Here is a 13,792-nt window from a genome sequence, read left to right as displayed (position 1 = left end):
TCGGGCAGCCAAGTATGAACCGGCCACAGCACCCCCGTGAAGACGATGCGAAAAATGCGTCGGCATATTCCGTTTCCGGCACCCGAAAACCGATCAGCTATTCGAGAATGCACCCCGAAAGGAGAGCTGTTGGGACAAGCGTTCCAGTAATTCACCCTGTCATGCGGGAAAGGGGGTTTTGTTGCGCGGGCGGAGAGAGGAGTGAATGCTGTGAAAGGCGTGACGGAAAGGGGTGAGTTCCAGCCCCACGCGGAACGGCCCGGCTCCGCTTTCGCGGAACCGGGCCGGGCGGAGCGGTCCGGCGCTCAGCAGTCCTGCCAGAGGCGCGTCATGACGCGCACCCCGAAGCGCAGACCGTCCAGCGGCACCCGCTCGTCGACGCCGTGGAAGAGGCGGCCGTAGTCGAGGTCGGCCGGCAGCTTGAGGCCCTTGAAGCCGAAGCAGCGGATGCCGAGCCCGGTGAAGGCCTTCGCGTCGGTGCCGCCCGGGTTGCAGTACGGGACCGGGTGGCCGTCGGGGTCCTCGGCGCGTACCGCGGCGCACATGGCGTCGACGAGCGGGCCGTCGAAGGCGGTCTCCATCGCGATGTCGTGGTTGACCCACTCCCGGGACACCGAGGGCAGGAGCAGCGCGTCGATCGTGTCGATCAGCTCCTGCTCGTGGCCGGGCAGGAAGCGGCCGTCGACCCGGGCCGTCGCCCGTCCCGGGATGACGTTGGTCTGGTAACCGGCCGTGAACATGGTCGGGTTGGCCGAGTTGCGGAGCACGACCTGCATGAAGTCGGCCACGTGGCCGAGCTTGGACAGTTCGGCGTCCAGGTCCTCCGCGTCGAGGTCGATGTCGACGCCCTGGAGACGGGCGGCCTCGGCGAGCAGGGCGCGCACCGGCTCGATCAGGCGGACCGGGAAGGTGTGGCGGCCGATGCGGGTGAGGGACTCGGCGAGGTCGGTGACGGCGTTCTCGTCGTTCGGCGAGGAGCCGTGCCCGGCGCGGCCGGTGGCCGTCAGCTCCATCCAGGCCATGCCGCGCTGGGCGTTCTCGATCGGGTACAGGCGGCGGGTGTCGTCCAGGGCGTAGCTGAAGCCGCCGCCCTCGCCGATGGCCTCGGTGACCCCGGCGAACAGCTCGGGCCGGTGCTCGACCAGCCAGTGGGCGCCGAACTTCCCGCCGGCCTCCTCGTCGGCGAGGAAGGCGAGGACGATCTCGCGGGCGGGCCGGGTGCCGGTGCGGGCGAAGTGGCGGGCGGTGGCCAGCATGACGGCCACCGTGTCCTTCATGTCGATGGCGCCGCGCCCCCACAGGTAGCCGTCACGGATCTCGCCGGAGAACGGCGGTACCCGCCACTCGGCCGCGTCGGCGGGGACCACGTCGAGGTGGCCGTGGACCAGCAGGGCGCCGCGCTGCGGATCGGTGCCGGGGATGCGGGCGACGACGTTGGCCCGGCCGGGGGCGCTCTCCACCAGCTGGGAGTCGATGCCCACCTCGGCGAGCCGCGCCACGACCCACTCGGCGCAGGCCCGCTCGTCACTGGTCGGGTTGGAGGTGTCGAAGCGGATCAGCTCCGCGCACAGGTCGACGACTTCGCGCTGTGCTTCGCCGGAAGCCGGGATGGGGGTGCTCATGGTGCTCCTACGGGGGCCGTGCCGGAGGCGGCCGACGGCTCGGTGGATTCTGCGGGGCGGTCGTCCAGGGTGGTGGTGCCGTACGTCCTGATCCAGCCGGCGAGGCCGAGGACGCAGTAGAGGACGAACGCGGTGAGCAGGGAGTTCAGGGCGGGGATGCCACCGTCGTAGAACTTGCCGACGCAGAAGGCGGCCGCCCAGATGACCAGGGACATGGGGACCCAGGTCGGCGAGGTGGTGGGCAGGGTCCCGGCCTCGCGGGTGGCGTCCAGGGGCGCGCGCATGCGGCGCACCACCCAGTACTCGGCGACGATGATGCCGCCCACCGGCGGGATGGCGACGCCCAGCACGGACAGGAAGTCGGTGAAGTGGGTCATGATGCCGACGGCGGACAGGACGGTGCCGGCGATGCCCAGGGCGATGGTGACGGCGCCGCGGTGCAGGCGCTTGCCGAAGACGACCTGGAAGAAGTTGACGACGCCGAGCGAGGAGCCGTAGAGGTTCCAGTCGTTGATCTTGGCGGTGGACATCAGGACGACGAGCACGCCGAAGACGCCGGAGGTGGAGAGCACGATCTGGGAGACCTGGCCGCTGCCGACCATGTGGCCGAGCAGGACACCGGTCAGGCCGACGATGTACTCGGAGAGGATCATCGAGGCGGCGCTCTGGAGGAAGACGTGGCCGCCCTTGCGGTTGTAGCGGGTCATCTCCGGGGAGACGATCGCTCCGGTCATGAACCCGCCCGCGATGGCGGTGGCGGCGACCGCGAGCGGGATCGGCTGGCCGGGCGCCGGGGAGTGGATCAGCTCGGACAGCGAGTGCTCGCCGAGCGCGTCGGTGACGGACCAGGCGACCATGGCGAAGAACAGCGGGGTGACGATCTTCGCGAAGACGGCCATGTACCGGAAGCCGAAGATCACCAGGACGGTGATGCCGGCGCCCGCGACCAGGCACCACAGCCAGGACGGCCCGCCGACGAGCGAGGAGACGCTGTCGCCGAAGATGGTGTTCTGGACGCCGAACCAGCCGACGAGGCTGATGGAGATGACCAGGCTGACCAGGGCGGAGCCGTTGCGGCCGAAGCCGGCCCAGCGGGTCAGCAGGGGCGTCGCCAGTCCCTCGCGCATGCCGGCCAGGCCGATCGCGAAGATCACCACTTCGAGGATGACGGCGCCGAGCGTGAAGGCCCAGAAGGCGTCGCCGAAGGACATGCCGACGCCGATGGTGGCGCCGAGGGTGAACTGCGAGATGGATCCCGACTGGGCGAGCCACTGGAGCAGCATCGTCCAGAAGCCGAGGCGCTTGTCGCGCGGGACGCGGGAGAGGGCGTAGTCGTCGCTGCCGACGGTTCTGGCGCCGCCCGTCTCCGGGGCCGCGGCGGTGTTCTCGTGCGCGGCCATGATCAGGACTCCTTGGGGACGCGGCCGAAGGTCTGCAGGTGGGCCAGTGAGCCGTAGCGGGACACCAGCGAGGCGAACTCCACCTCGTCGTGGAACTCCAGGCGTCCGCCGCCGTAGGCCTTCGCGGTCTCGACGGCGAACCGGGCCGCCGCCGCGATGTCGGTCTCGTGGCTGGCGCCCGTCTGGCAGCCGGGCACCGCCGCCGCGGAGGTGATGGCGAGGCCGACGACCGGAGCGGGCGTCGCCGTGGCCGGCTGCAGGATCGAATTGATGTGGTGTACACCGTTACCGTACGGGGTGATGTCCTGGGTGGTCACCGGGTACGTGGCCAACGGCTCACCGCTCACCACCGCCAGCAGTTCGCCGAGCTGCTCGCTCACCTTGAGCACCCAGCCCTCCTTGACGGTGGGCGACAGGGCGAGGCCCTTGTGGTTGATGATCCGGTTGCCCTTGGTGGTGTCGATGGAGAGCACCGCCTCCATCTCGCCGGTGACCTCGTGCCGGTTCATGGTCGCGATGTCGACCGGCGAGTCCATGAAGGGCACCGGGTCGTGCGGCGCGGTCGGGGCGTCCGGGCAGATGTGCGTCGCGACGATCACGTCGCCGTCGAGCACGTCGCCGCGGCGGCGCATGTCCAGCAGCTTGGCGGCGGTCGCCAGGGCCGCGACGGCGCCGTCGGCGTCGGAGACCAGGCCGGTCGCCTCGGGCCGCGCCCCGACGCCGCCGAGCCTGCCCACCACCCCGAGGGTGCGGGCCGGGCCGCCGCCGGTGCGGCCGTCGCGGCCCGGGATCCGGACGAGCACGAAGTCCGTCGAGCCGCGCTCGCCGGTGACGGTGGTGACCTCGGCGCCGGAACCCTCGGGGCCCGCGACGGAGTCGAGGTGGGCGGCGACGCGCTTGCCGTCGACGGCGGGATCGTCCAGCAGGTCCACGAGGTCCAGGACGTACTTCAACATGGGCAGTTCTCCTGATCCGCACCCAGGGGCGGTGCTGACAGCAGGTTCCGGATCCACTAACGTTCTCCGCAACTGTTTCCCGCTATCTGCAATTGCCGTCTGAATGGCGAGATGACGCGGGAGACCGTCGAATGAGCGAGAGGAGCTGCCGTGACGGGTCGGCACGACGACCGGAGGACACCGGCCGGAGCCCTGCAGACCGTCGACCGCGCCCTGCTGGTGCTGCTGGCGTTCGAGCGCTCGCGGCCCGACTGGGGCGTGACGGAGGTCGCCACCGAGTTCGGCTGGGACACGTCGGTGGCCCAGCGGCTGCTCTCCACGCTCGCGGGACGCGGCTTCCTGGTCTCGGACCCGGCGACCCGGCGGTACCGGATCGGCCCGGCCGCGCTGCGCCTGGGCCGGCTCTGGGAGCGCTCCGGCTCCCTGGAACTGCTCGCGGAGCCGGTGCTCCAGGAGCTGCGGGCCGCGACCGGCGACACGGTGCTGTTCTGCCTGCCCGACAGCTTCCACATGCGCTGTGTGGCGGCCGTCGAGGGCGAGGAGGGGCCGCTGCGCTACTACCCGCTGGTCGGCGAGCTGTATCCGGCGCACGCCGGCGCCACCAGCAAGTCGTTCTACGCCTTCCTGGCCGACGACCAGCGCCACCGGCTGTTCCGGGACCGTCCCATGGCGCGCTTCACCGAGCGCACGGTCACCGATCCCGACCAGCTCGAGCGCGAGTTCCGCCAGGTGCGCGCGCAGGGGTACGCCTGGACGGTCGGCGAGTACGACGCGGGCATCGGCACCGTCGCCGTGCCGGTCTTCCTCGGTTCCGAGCCGTACGGCAGCCTGAGCCTCGGCGCCGCGAAGGAGCGCTTCCCGGAGGGGCCCGAGGACCGGCTCGACGTGCTGCGCCGGGCCGCCCGGCTGCTGGAGCTGCGCCTGACGCATCCGCCGCAACCGCACCGCCGGCCCCGTTCCCGCACCGCCCGGCCCACCGATCCACCGATCCACCCCCCGAAGAGGTCGACCCCGTGAATCTGCTGCTCCTGTCCAACTCCACCCAGTACGGCCGCGGCTACCTGGAACACGCCCTCGGCACCGTCACCGGCTTCCTGCCCGCCGGAGCCCGGCTGGCCTTCGTGCCCTACGCCCTCGCCGACCACGACGCCTACACGGCCAAGGTGCGCGGCGCCCTCGCCGGCGCGGGCATCGACGTGCGGGGCGTGCACGAGGGTGGCGACCCGGTCGCCGGGCTGGGCCGGGCGGACGCGGTGTTCGTCGGCGGCGGCAACTCGTTCCGGCTGTTGAGCGCCCTGCACCGCACGGGGCTGCGGGAGGCCCTGATCGAGGCGGTGACGGGCGGGCTGCCGTACATGGGGGCCAGCGCGGGCACCAACATGGCCGCGCCGTCGCTGCGGACCACCAACGACATGCCGATCGTCGAGCCCCCGTCCTTCGAGGCGCTCGGCCTGGTCCCGTTCCAGATCAACCCGCACTACCTCGACCCGGACCCGGCCTCGACGCACAAGGGCGAGACCCGGGAGGAGCGGCTGACGGAGTTCCTGGAGGAGAACGACGTGCCGGTGCTGGGCCTGCGGGAGGGGTCCTGGCTGCGGGTCGAGGGCGACCGGGCGGTGCTCGGCGGCGAGCGCGACGCCCGGCTGTTCCGGCGCGGCACGGCGCCGCGCGAGCTGGCGACGGGCTCGGACGTGTCCGACCTGCTGCGCGTACGCGCCGCGTTCGACACCCCCGCCTGACCTCGACGGCGCCGGAGGCCCGTGCGGGTCTCCGGCGTCACCTTCCGGGCGGGTCGGCGCCCGGCGAGCGCTCGATCAGCGCTTGATCTCCTTGATCTTCAGCATGCGCGTGATGACCTTGTCCAGCTCCTCGTCCTCGAAGACCTTCTTCCAGTCGTCGCGGACGATCGACTCGCGGCCGTAGTCCATGGCGATCAGGCAGGCGTCCGAGAAGGGGTTGGATCCCTTGAGGGTGTTGGCCAGGGCGACCTGGGTGTGGCCGAGCAGCATGGCGCGGGCGGCCTTCTCCGGCACGCCGACGGTGTGGACCGTCTCGTGCAGCGCCTCGGTGAGCAGGGCGCCGACCATGCAGGCGATGGTCTCGACGAGGGTGGGCTCCAGCACGGCGAGCTGCTTGACGGTGACCCAGTGGACGTCGACCACGGGCGCGTACATCACGCGGATGACGGCGTCGGCCAGTTCCTGCTTGGCGGCGTCCCCGCCCTCGTAGGCGGCGACGACCTCCTGCGGGGCGGCGATCCCGCCGAAGGTGTCCTGCCACTCCTCCTTGGTGGTGCGCTCCAGGAACACCGACGGGTGGCAGGGGTGGGCACAGGCGTAGTGGATGTCGTCGCGGGCGAGGAGCAGGCCGGCGTAGGCGGCGGCCGGGTCGAGGGTGAGGACGACGGTGCCCGGCTTCATCAGCGGCACGAGCTGCTCGGAGACCGTGCCCAGGACGACGTCGGGCACGGCGAGGATGACGACGTCCGCCTCGGCGGCGGCGGCCTCGGAGTCGGTCAGTTCACGGCCCAGGTCGCGGATGAGCTCCTGACCCTTGGGCGACGCCTCGCTGAACAGCACCCGGAAGTCGCTCTTCACCAGGTTGTTGGAGACGCGCTGGCCCATCTTGCCGGCGGCCCCGATGACGGCGACGGTCCTGACGTCGGCCCGGGTCTGGATCTCGGTGGCCATTACTTGCTCCTCAGGAGGGTGTTGATGCTGTGCTGCGTCCACTGGTGTTCGAGCCGGGCGGTGGCGTCGTAGCCCTCGTCCTGCCACGGGAGCCAGTGCTCCACGATCTGGTTGACGCCGTGGTCCCCCGGCCGGGCCGCGCGCACGGCGGCGATCATGCCGTCGTGGTCCAGGAGGCCCTCGCCGAGCGGGCAGCCGGCGTAGGTGAAGCCGACCCAGCCGTCGCGGCGGGTGAAGGCGAAGTCCTTGACGTGGATGTTGACCACGTGCGCCGCGGTGGCGGCCACGACGTCGACGGGGCGCTCCAGCCGGGCGACGCTGTTGCCCGGGTCCAGGACGACGCCCAGGTGCGGGCTGTCGACGGCGCGCACGACGGTCATCAGGTCGTCGGTGGCGACCTGCTCGTAGGTCTCCAGGCCGAGCGTCACGCCCGCGTCGGCGTAGCGGGGCACGGCCTCGCCGAGCAGGGCCACGGCCTCGGCGGTGCCCGGCCGGTGGTCGGCCGTGTTGAGCATGGAGCGGACCAGGGTGACGCCCAGCTCGCCGGCCATGTCGAGGTACCTCTGCAGGTGGCCGGGGCGGATGCCGCGGGTGCCGAGTTCGAGGGTCAGGCCGAGGCCGTCGGCGGTGGCGCGGACGTCGGCGAGCCGCGCGGCGTCGTAGGACTCGATGGGGGCGTAGTCGCAGATCTGGAAGACCCGGCCGCCGAGTTCCGCCGTGTCCTGGAGCATCGCCGTCAGGGACATCGGCTCGGGGGCCCGGCCGGAGATGCGCCAGAAGTAGGCGTAGGTGCTGATGCCGTACGCCATCACGCCACCGCCGCCGGGGCGCGGACCTCGTCGAGGATCGCCTCGACGTTCGCCGGGTCGTGGGCGAACCGGCCGAGGAACAGCCCTTCGGCGGCACCGTCCAGAGCGGTGAGGAGGCCGGGGCCCGCGCTGCCGCCGTAGATGACGGTGGAGCCGGCGTGCCGCGGCCTGGTCGCGAGCCAGGCCCGCAGGGCGGTGCAGACGGCCGCGATGTGGCCGGCCGAGGCGGGTTCGGGGGCGCCGATGGCCCACTGGGGCTCGTAGGCGAGGACGACCGCGCCGTCCAGGCCGTGCAGCAGGCGTTCCGCCTCGGCGACGGTGCGGGCCGCGGCGTCGGCCGGGTCGGACCGGTCGCGTTCGCCGACGCACAGCACCGGGGTGAGGCCGTTGCGCAGGGCGGCGGCGGTCTTGGCGGCGACGACGGTGTCGCCCTCGCCGTAGAGGCGGCGGCGCTCGGCGTGGCCGACCTCGGCGTAGCGGCAGCCGATCTCCTTCAGGGCGGGGCCGCCGACCTCGCCGGTGTAGGGGCCGGTGTCCTCGGTGGCGACGTCCTGGGCGCCGACGGCTACGCCGTACGGGGTGAGGATGCCGGCGGCGGGGACGAGGGCCGGGAAGGCCGGGAGGACGAAGAGGCGGGCGGCGCCGGAGGTGACGGCGGGGTGGCGGTCGGCCAGGGCGGCGATCCGGCGGGCCCAGTTCAGGGTCTGGTGGTGGCCGAAGTACATCTTCAGGCTCACCCCCAGCAGGACGGGCGAGGGGGCGGGTGCGGACATCAGGCGGCGGCCCCGTCGCTCGCGGCGGTCTCGTAGTCGCACATCAGCTGGACCTTGGCGGCGGACGCGGAGGACTCGTCGAAGCGGTAGGTGAGCCACTCGGCGGCCAGGCGGCGGGCCAGTTCCAGGCCGACGACGCGCTGGCCGAAGGTGAGGATCTGCGCGTTGTTGGAGAGGACCGCGCGCTCGACGGAGAAGGAGTCGTGGGCGGTGACGGCGCGGATGCCCCTGACCTTGTTGGCGGCGATGGCCACCCCGAGGCCGGTGCCGCAGACCAGCAGGGCGCGGTCGGCGTCGCCGCGGGCGACCATCTCGGCGGCGGCGATGGCCACCTTCGGGTAGGCGGTGTGGCCGTCGGCGTCGACACCGACGTCGGTGACCTCGGCGACCAGGGCGCTGCTGCGCAGGTCCTGCTTGAGGGCTTCCTTGTACTGGTAACCGGCGTCGTCGGATCCGACGACGATGCGGAGCTTGTCGGTCATCTCGGCTTCCTCAGTGGTGGTCGAGCAGTACGCCGTGGACGGCGCGGGTGATCAGGGCGAGCGAGTGGGCGCCCGCGTCGGGGGTGCCGAGGGACTTCTCGGCGTGCGGGCGGGCCCTGCCCTTGCGGGGCAGCAGGCCGGCGGTGGCGGCGGCCGCGTCGGTGGCCCGGTCCGCTGCGCGGTCCCAGGCGGCGGCGAGGGCCTGGCCCTCGGACACGGTCCCGGCGAGGGTGTCGGCGAAGGGCACCAGGACGTCGACCATGGTCTTGTCGCCGACCTCGGCCCCGCCCAGCCGGCGCACCGCGGCGGACGCCTCGGTGACTCCGGCGGCGACGCGGGCGGCGTCCGGGGCGTCCCGGTCGCCCAGCGCCGTGCCGAGGGAGCGCAGGATCGTGCCCCACAGGGCGCCGGAGGTGCCGCCCGCCTTGTCGGCCCAGGCGTCGGCGGCGCGGTGCAGGACGGTGCCGGCGCCCGCGCCCAGGGCGGCGGCCTCGGTGGCGGCCGACCGGGCGGCGGTGGAGCCGCGCTGCATGCCGATGCCGTGGTCGCCGTCGCCGGCCACGGCGTCGATGCGGCCGAGCTCGTCCACGTGCGCGTCGACGGTGGCGGCGACGGCGTCCAGGGCGGCCAGGACGGTGCGGGCGGCGTTCCGGGAGGCGTCGGAGGCGGGGGCCACGGCGGTGTCGGGGAGGTCCTCGGCCACGAGGTCCCGGTCGTCCGGTCCGGGCGCGTCCAGGGCGCCCTTGCGGTAGGCGGGGGTGTCGGCCGGGGCCCGCCACAGCTCCTCCAGGCGGTCGTCCAGCCAGGTCAGCGTGAGGGAGACGCCGGCCATGTCGAAGCTGGTGACGAGTTCGCCGACCTCGGGGTCCACGATCTCCACGCCGGCCTCCTCGAGGAGGGCCGCGACCTTGCGGTAGACGACGAACAGCTCCTCGTACTTGACCGAGCCGAGTCCGTTGAGGATCACGGCGGCGCGCTGTCCGGCGGTGCCGTCGACGTCCTCGGGGAGTTCCGCGAGCAGCGTGCGGACCAGGAGATGGGCCGCCTCGTCGGCGGTGGGCAGCGCCTCCTCGCCGATGCCGGGCTCCCCGTGGATGCCGAGGCCGACGGCCATGCGGGCCTCGGGCACGGTGAACAGGGGGTGGTCGGCGCCGGGGAGGGTGCAGCCGGAGAAGGCGATGCCGAAGGAGCGGGTGCGGGCGCCGGCCCGTTCGGCGACGCTCAGCACCTCGTCCAGCGTCAGCCCCTGCTCTGCCGCTGCCGCCGCCGCCTTGAAGACGGGAAGGTCGCCGGCGATGCCGCGCCGCTGGGCGGACTCGTCCCGGCCCGCGCTGGAGATGTCGTCGGCGACGGCGAACGTCCGGGCCTCGATGCCGTCGGCGGCGAGCCGTTCGGCGGCCTGCCCGAAGTGCAGCACGTCGCCGGCGTAGTTGCCGTACATCAGCAGCACCCCGGCGCCGCCGTGCGCGGCCCTGGCCACCGAGCGGATCTGCTGCGCGGAGGGCGAGGCGAAGACGTTGCCGACGGCCGCGCCGTGCGCCATCCCCCGGCCGACCAGGCCGGAGAAGGCGGGGTAGTGACCCGAGCCGCCGCCGATCACCACGGCGACCTGTCCGGCCGGGGTGGCCGTGGCCCGGACGACGCCGCCGGTGACGGGCCGGACCCAGCGCCGGTGCGCCGCGGCGAAGCCCTCCAGGGCCTCGTCGGCGAAGGCGGCGGGGTCGTTGAACAGGCGGGTCATCGAAGGGCCTCCAGGGACTCGGGCGCGGGCTCGGGGGCCGGTTCGTCGGTGCGGTGGCGGGCGGAGAGCCGGACCATCAGGGCGGCGGAGAGCAGCATGAAGAAGCCGACGAGGTAGAGCGGTACGTAGTAGGCGCCGGTCCAGTCCTTGAGCCAGCCGGTGATGTAGCTGGAGGCGAACCCGGCGATGTTGCCGGCCGTGTTGATCAGGGCGATGCCGGCCGCGGCGGCGGCTCCGGTCAGGAAGCGGGAGGGCACCGACCAGAAGACGGGCAGGGCGGCGAAGATGGCGCAGGCGGTCACGGTGATCACGGCGACCGTGGCGGCCGGGGAGCCCATGTAGAGGGCGAGGGGGATGGACAGGCCGCCGACGACCGCCGGGCCGGCGATGTGCCAGGTGCGGGTGCCGTGGCGGGTGGCGTGCCGGGTCCAGAGGAAGAGCACGATCGCCGCGGGCAGGTACGGGATGGCGGTGATCCAGGCCTTGTCCATCACGCTGAACGTGGTGTCGTACTGGTCCTGGAAGCCGTTGATGATCGTCGGCAGGAAGAAGGCGAGGGCGTACAGGCCGTAGACGAAGCCGAAGTAGACGACGGCGAGGGTCCAGACGCGTCCGCTGCCGAAGGCCCTCCTGAGGTCGCCCTTGGCGTGCTTGCTCTCGTGGCCGGTCTTCTGCGCGTTCTCGGCGGCGAGTTCCGAGGTCAGCCAGTCGCGCTCGGCCGGGGTGAGCCACTTGGCGTCGGCGGGCCTGTCGATCAGGTAGAACCAGGCGACGACGCCGAGGACGATCGCGGGCAGCGAGACGAACAGGAACATCACGCGCCAGCCCTCGAGGCCGAACAGTCCGTGCCGGCCGATGAGCCAGCCCGCCAGCGGGGCACCGAACACGGTGGTCAGCGGCTGGGCGAGGTAGAACAGGCCGAGGATCTTGGTGCGGTGCCGGGAGGGCACCCACTGGCTCAGGAAGAGGATCGCGCCCGGGAAGAAGCCCGCCTCGGCGACGCCGAGCAGGAAGCGCAGGGTGTAGAGCTGACCGCTGCTGCTGACCCAGGTGAACAGGAGGGACACGATGCCCCAGGTCACCATGATCCGGGCCAGCCAGCGGCGGGCCCCGAAGCGGTGCAGGGCCATGTTGCTGGGGACCTCGAGCACGATGTAGCCGAGGAAGAAGATCCCGGACGCGAAGCCGAACTGGGCGGCGGTCAGGGCCAGGTCCTGGCCCATGCCGTTCGGTTCGGCGAACGAGACGGCCGTGCGGTCCAGGTAGTTCACGAAGAACATCAGCGCCACGAACGGCACGAGACGGGCTGAGACCTTCTTGATGGCAGTTCTCTCGACTGCCGCGGATGGCGCGTGGGCACCCATTGGCGACTCCTCGGCTCGCCCGGACAGCTCCGTCCGGGGTGGGTCACGCCGGACGGTCCGCCACGGGGGGGGGCGGCCGACCGGTTCGTTGTCACGCTATGCCTCGGATCCAAATTGGTCACCAATTTACCAGTGTGGCGACCGTCATAGCCGCGACGACGGACGAACTCTTGACAAACCGCACCCATGGGATTGATGAACTGGCCGGTCAGTCGCCTTCCGGCGGCGTCTGGTTGACTGGTGACCGTGACCAGTCAGCCTGATCAGCACAGCTCCGCCGACTCGCCCGACCTCGCACAGTTGCTGCGGCCCGTGGTGCGCGAGTCCTCCGTCAGCGAGGTCGCCAAGCGGCTTCTCGACCACCTCTCGGCCGGCGACATCCGGCCCGGTACGCGGCTGCCCGCGGAGCGCCAGCTGGCCGAGGCCCTGGGCGTCGCGCGCTCCAGCGTGCGCGGCGCGCTGTCCGCCCTGGACGTCCTCGGCATCATCGAGATCCGGCCGGGCTCCGGCTCCTACGTGCGCGAGGGCACCTCGGAGTTCCTGCCCCGGGCGATCAACTGGGGCCTGATGCTGGGGCAGCGGCGCACCCGGGACCTCGTCGAGGTGCGCACGTACATGGAGGGCGTCTCGGCGCGCCTGGCGGCGGAGCGTGCGACCGACGCGGACGTGGCGCTGCTGGAGGAGCACCTCCGGCGCATGCGCGACGCGGGCGGCGACGTCACCGCCTTCATCGACGCCGACATCGCCTTCCACCTGGAGACGGCCAGGATCGCGCGCAACACCGTCCTCAGCGACATCCTGCACAGCATCCGGGCGCTGCTGCAGGTGTGGATGGAGCGGGTGAGCGACATCGAGGGCACGGTCGGCGGCACCCTGTGCGAGCACGACGCGGTGCTGCGGGCGATCCGCGCCCGCGACCCGGAGGCGGCGGACCGGGCCATGGCCGAGCACATGCGGATGGCCAGCGCGCGACTGCGCGCCTCCGTCGACGGCGACGGCTGAGCCGCCCGTACGCGTGGAGCGCTGACGCCGTCCGGGTGAGCGTGGGATGCGGTGCGGCCCGGCAGCGGATCGGATGGGACGCATGCGCAGACCCATAGCCGTGGCTTCCCGCCACTCACGCCTGCTCACGTCAGGCGTCGCCCTCGCCATCCCGTCCCTCCTCCTCGCCCTGTGCGCCGCGCCCGCCTCGGCCGACGCGTCCGGCGGAACTCCCGTCCGCGGTACGGCCTACATGGGCCGTGGCGTGCTGGCCCACGAGGGAGTGCAGGGACGGCCCACCGACACCAGGGCCAGTCAGACGGAGGGCGTGGACGTCTCCAGCCATCAGGGCAACGTCTCGTGGTCCACCCTCTGGAACAGCGGAGTGCGGTGGGCCTATGTGAAGGCCACCGAGGGCACGTCCTACCGCAATCCCTACTACGCCCAGCAGTACGGCGGTTCGTACGACACCGGCATGATCCGCGGCGCGTACCACTTCGCGACGCCGGACACCGCCGGCGGAGCCGCCCAGGCCGACTACTTCGTCGACCACGGCGGCGGCTGGTCCAAGGACGGCAGGACGCTGCCGGGCGTCCTGGACATCGAGTACAACCCGTACGGCGACACCTGCTACGGCCGGACGGCGACTCAGATGGTCAACTGGGTCCGGGACTTCCTCGACCGGTACAAGGCACGCACCGGCCGGAACGCCGTCGTCTACACCTCCACCAACTGGTGGAAGCAGTGCACCGGCAACTACAGCGGCTTCGCCTCCAGCACACCGCTGTGGATCGCCCGGTACGCCTCGTCGGTGGGCGAACTGCCCGCCGGCTGGGGCTTCCACACCATGTGGCAGTACACCTCGACCGGACCGACCGTCGGGGACCACGACAAGTTCAACGGCGCGGTGGACCGCGTCCAGGCGCTCGCCAACGGCTGAGTCCGGCGGCGGATCCGGCCGGCCGCGGCGTCAG

At 72.3% G+C, this 13,792-nt stretch carries 13 protein-coding genes; 4 read left to right on the top strand and 9 right to left on the bottom strand.

Annotated elements, in window-relative coordinates; genetic code table 11:
* Positions 1-305 precede the first annotated feature (305 nt).
* From ACFWJB_RS22830 to ACFWJB_RS22820, 3 genes are read right to left on the bottom strand one after another with little or no spacing between them, the layout of a single operon-like run.
* Positions 306-1,622 carry a M20/M25/M40 family metallo-hydrolase gene (locus tag ACFWJB_RS22830; protein ID WP_386924402.1) on the bottom strand — a complete coding sequence of 439 codons (1,317 nt, stop codon included), beginning with the start codon at positions 1,620-1,622 and terminating at the stop codon, positions 306-308.
* Positions 1,619-3,022: a cytosine permease gene (locus tag ACFWJB_RS22825; RefSeq protein WP_386924401.1), complete on the bottom strand. Its 1,404-nt coding sequence runs from the start codon at positions 3,020-3,022 to the stop codon at positions 1,619-1,621. Before ACFWJB_RS22825 ends, ACFWJB_RS22830 begins: the two co-directional genes overlap by 4 nt.
* Positions 3,023-3,024: 2 nt before the next feature.
* On the bottom strand, positions 3,025-3,978 hold the full coding sequence (locus ACFWJB_RS22820; RefSeq protein ID WP_386924399.1) for a DUF1177 domain-containing protein: 954 nt from the start codon (positions 3,976-3,978) through the stop codon (positions 3,025-3,027).
* A gap of 150 nt (positions 3,979-4,128) precedes the next feature.
* Between ACFWJB_RS22820 and ACFWJB_RS22815 the strand changes: the two genes are divergently transcribed.
* Positions 4,129-4,995: an IclR family transcriptional regulator gene (locus ACFWJB_RS22815; RefSeq protein ID WP_386924397.1), complete on the top strand. Its 867-nt coding sequence runs from the start codon at positions 4,129-4,131 to the stop codon at positions 4,993-4,995.
* Positions 4,992-5,717 carry a dipeptidase PepE gene (gene pepE / locus ACFWJB_RS22810; RefSeq protein ID WP_386924395.1) on the top strand — a complete coding sequence of 242 codons (726 nt, stop codon included), beginning with the start codon at positions 4,992-4,994 and terminating at the stop codon, positions 5,715-5,717. Before ACFWJB_RS22815 ends, pepE begins: the two co-directional genes overlap by 4 nt.
* A 75-nt stretch (positions 5,718-5,792) precedes the next feature.
* Here pepE and ACFWJB_RS22805 read toward each other — a convergent pair whose 3' ends face one another.
* The 6 genes from ACFWJB_RS22805 to ACFWJB_RS22780 are packed head-to-tail and all read right to left on the bottom strand — an operon-like array spanning position 5,793 to position 11,837.
* A complete protein-coding gene (locus ACFWJB_RS22805; protein WP_385469201.1) occupies positions 5,793-6,668 on the bottom strand; it encodes a phosphogluconate dehydrogenase C-terminal domain-containing protein in 876 nt (291 codons plus the stop codon).
* The gene (locus ACFWJB_RS22800) at positions 6,668-7,477 is read right to left on the bottom strand and encodes a sugar phosphate isomerase/epimerase family protein (RefSeq protein ID WP_386924393.1); all 810 of its coding nucleotides are present in this window, start codon (positions 7,475-7,477) and stop codon (positions 6,668-6,670) included. Before ACFWJB_RS22800 ends, ACFWJB_RS22805 begins: the two co-directional genes overlap by 1 nt.
* Positions 7,477-8,250 carry a triose-phosphate isomerase gene (locus ACFWJB_RS22795; protein WP_386924391.1) on the bottom strand — a complete coding sequence of 258 codons (774 nt, stop codon included), beginning with the start codon at positions 8,248-8,250 and terminating at the stop codon, positions 7,477-7,479. The genes ACFWJB_RS22800 and ACFWJB_RS22795 overlap by 1 nt, the downstream gene beginning before the upstream one ends.
* Entirely contained in the window at positions 8,250-8,732 is a 483-nt protein-coding gene (locus ACFWJB_RS22790) for a ribose-5-phosphate isomerase (RefSeq protein WP_385469195.1), read from the bottom strand. Before ACFWJB_RS22790 ends, ACFWJB_RS22795 begins: the two co-directional genes overlap by 1 nt.
* A 10-nt stretch (positions 8,733-8,742) precedes the next feature.
* Positions 8,743-10,473: a dihydroxyacetone kinase family protein gene (locus tag ACFWJB_RS22785; RefSeq protein ID WP_386924390.1), complete on the bottom strand. Its 1,731-nt coding sequence runs from the start codon at positions 10,471-10,473 to the stop codon at positions 8,743-8,745.
* Complete coding sequence (locus ACFWJB_RS22780) at positions 10,470-11,837, bottom strand: MFS transporter (protein ID WP_385469191.1); 1,368 nt, start codon at positions 11,835-11,837, stop codon at positions 10,470-10,472. Before ACFWJB_RS22780 ends, ACFWJB_RS22785 begins: the two co-directional genes overlap by 4 nt.
* Positions 11,838-12,077: 240 nt before the next feature.
* Between ACFWJB_RS22780 and ACFWJB_RS22775 the strand changes: the two genes are divergently transcribed.
* Together ACFWJB_RS22775 and ACFWJB_RS22770 are read left to right on the top strand one after the other, a co-directional pair.
* Positions 12,078-12,839 (top strand): FadR/GntR family transcriptional regulator, encoded by a 762-nt coding sequence (locus tag ACFWJB_RS22775; RefSeq protein ID WP_385469189.1) that lies wholly within the window; start codon positions 12,078-12,080, stop codon positions 12,837-12,839.
* An 82-nt stretch (positions 12,840-12,921) separates the two neighbouring features.
* Entirely contained in the window at positions 12,922-13,758 is an 837-nt protein-coding gene (locus ACFWJB_RS22770; protein WP_385469187.1) for a lysozyme, read from the top strand.
* The last annotated feature ends 34 nt before the right edge of the window (positions 13,759-13,792 follow it).

Origin of the sequence: Streptomyces sp. NPDC127100, assembly GCF_042724095.1 — a bacterium.
Lineage (GTDB): Bacteria > Actinomycetota > Actinomycetes > Streptomycetales > Streptomycetaceae > Streptomyces.
This window is presented reverse-complemented; position numbering and strand designations above follow the sequence as displayed.

What these genes read in the sequence shown, in the direction of transcription:
- ACFWJB_RS22780 (WP_385469191.1), bottom strand. Translation starts at nt 11,837, where the DNA reads ATGGGTGCCCACGCGCCATCCGCGGCAGTCGAGAGAACTGCCATCAAG.
- ACFWJB_RS22800 (WP_386924393.1), bottom strand. Translation starts at nt 7,477, where the DNA reads ATGGCGTACGGCATCAGCACCTACGCCTACTTCTGGCGCATCTCCGGC.
- ACFWJB_RS22805 (WP_385469201.1), bottom strand. Translation starts at nt 6,668, where the DNA reads ATGGCCACCGAGATCCAGACCCGGGCCGACGTCAGGACCGTCGCCGTC.
- ACFWJB_RS22830 (WP_386924402.1), bottom strand. Translation starts at nt 1,622, where the DNA reads ATGAGCACCCCCATCCCGGCTTCCGGCGAAGCACAGCGCGAAGTCGTC.
- ACFWJB_RS22785 (WP_386924390.1), bottom strand. Translation starts at nt 10,473, where the DNA reads ATGACCCGCCTGTTCAACGACCCCGCCGCCTTCGCCGACGAGGCCCTG.
- ACFWJB_RS22790 (WP_385469195.1), bottom strand. Translation starts at nt 8,732, where the DNA reads ATGACCGACAAGCTCCGCATCGTCGTCGGATCCGACGACGCCGGTTAC.
- ACFWJB_RS22825 (WP_386924401.1), bottom strand. Translation starts at nt 3,022, where the DNA reads ATGGCCGCGCACGAGAACACCGCCGCGGCCCCGGAGACGGGCGGCGCC.
- ACFWJB_RS22770 (WP_385469187.1), top strand. Translation starts at nt 12,922, where the DNA reads ATGCGCAGACCCATAGCCGTGGCTTCCCGCCACTCACGCCTGCTCACG.
- ACFWJB_RS22820 (WP_386924399.1), bottom strand. Translation starts at nt 3,978, where the DNA reads ATGTTGAAGTACGTCCTGGACCTCGTGGACCTGCTGGACGATCCCGCC.
- ACFWJB_RS22795 (WP_386924391.1), bottom strand. Translation starts at nt 8,250, where the DNA reads ATGTCCGCACCCGCCCCCTCGCCCGTCCTGCTGGGGGTGAGCCTGAAG.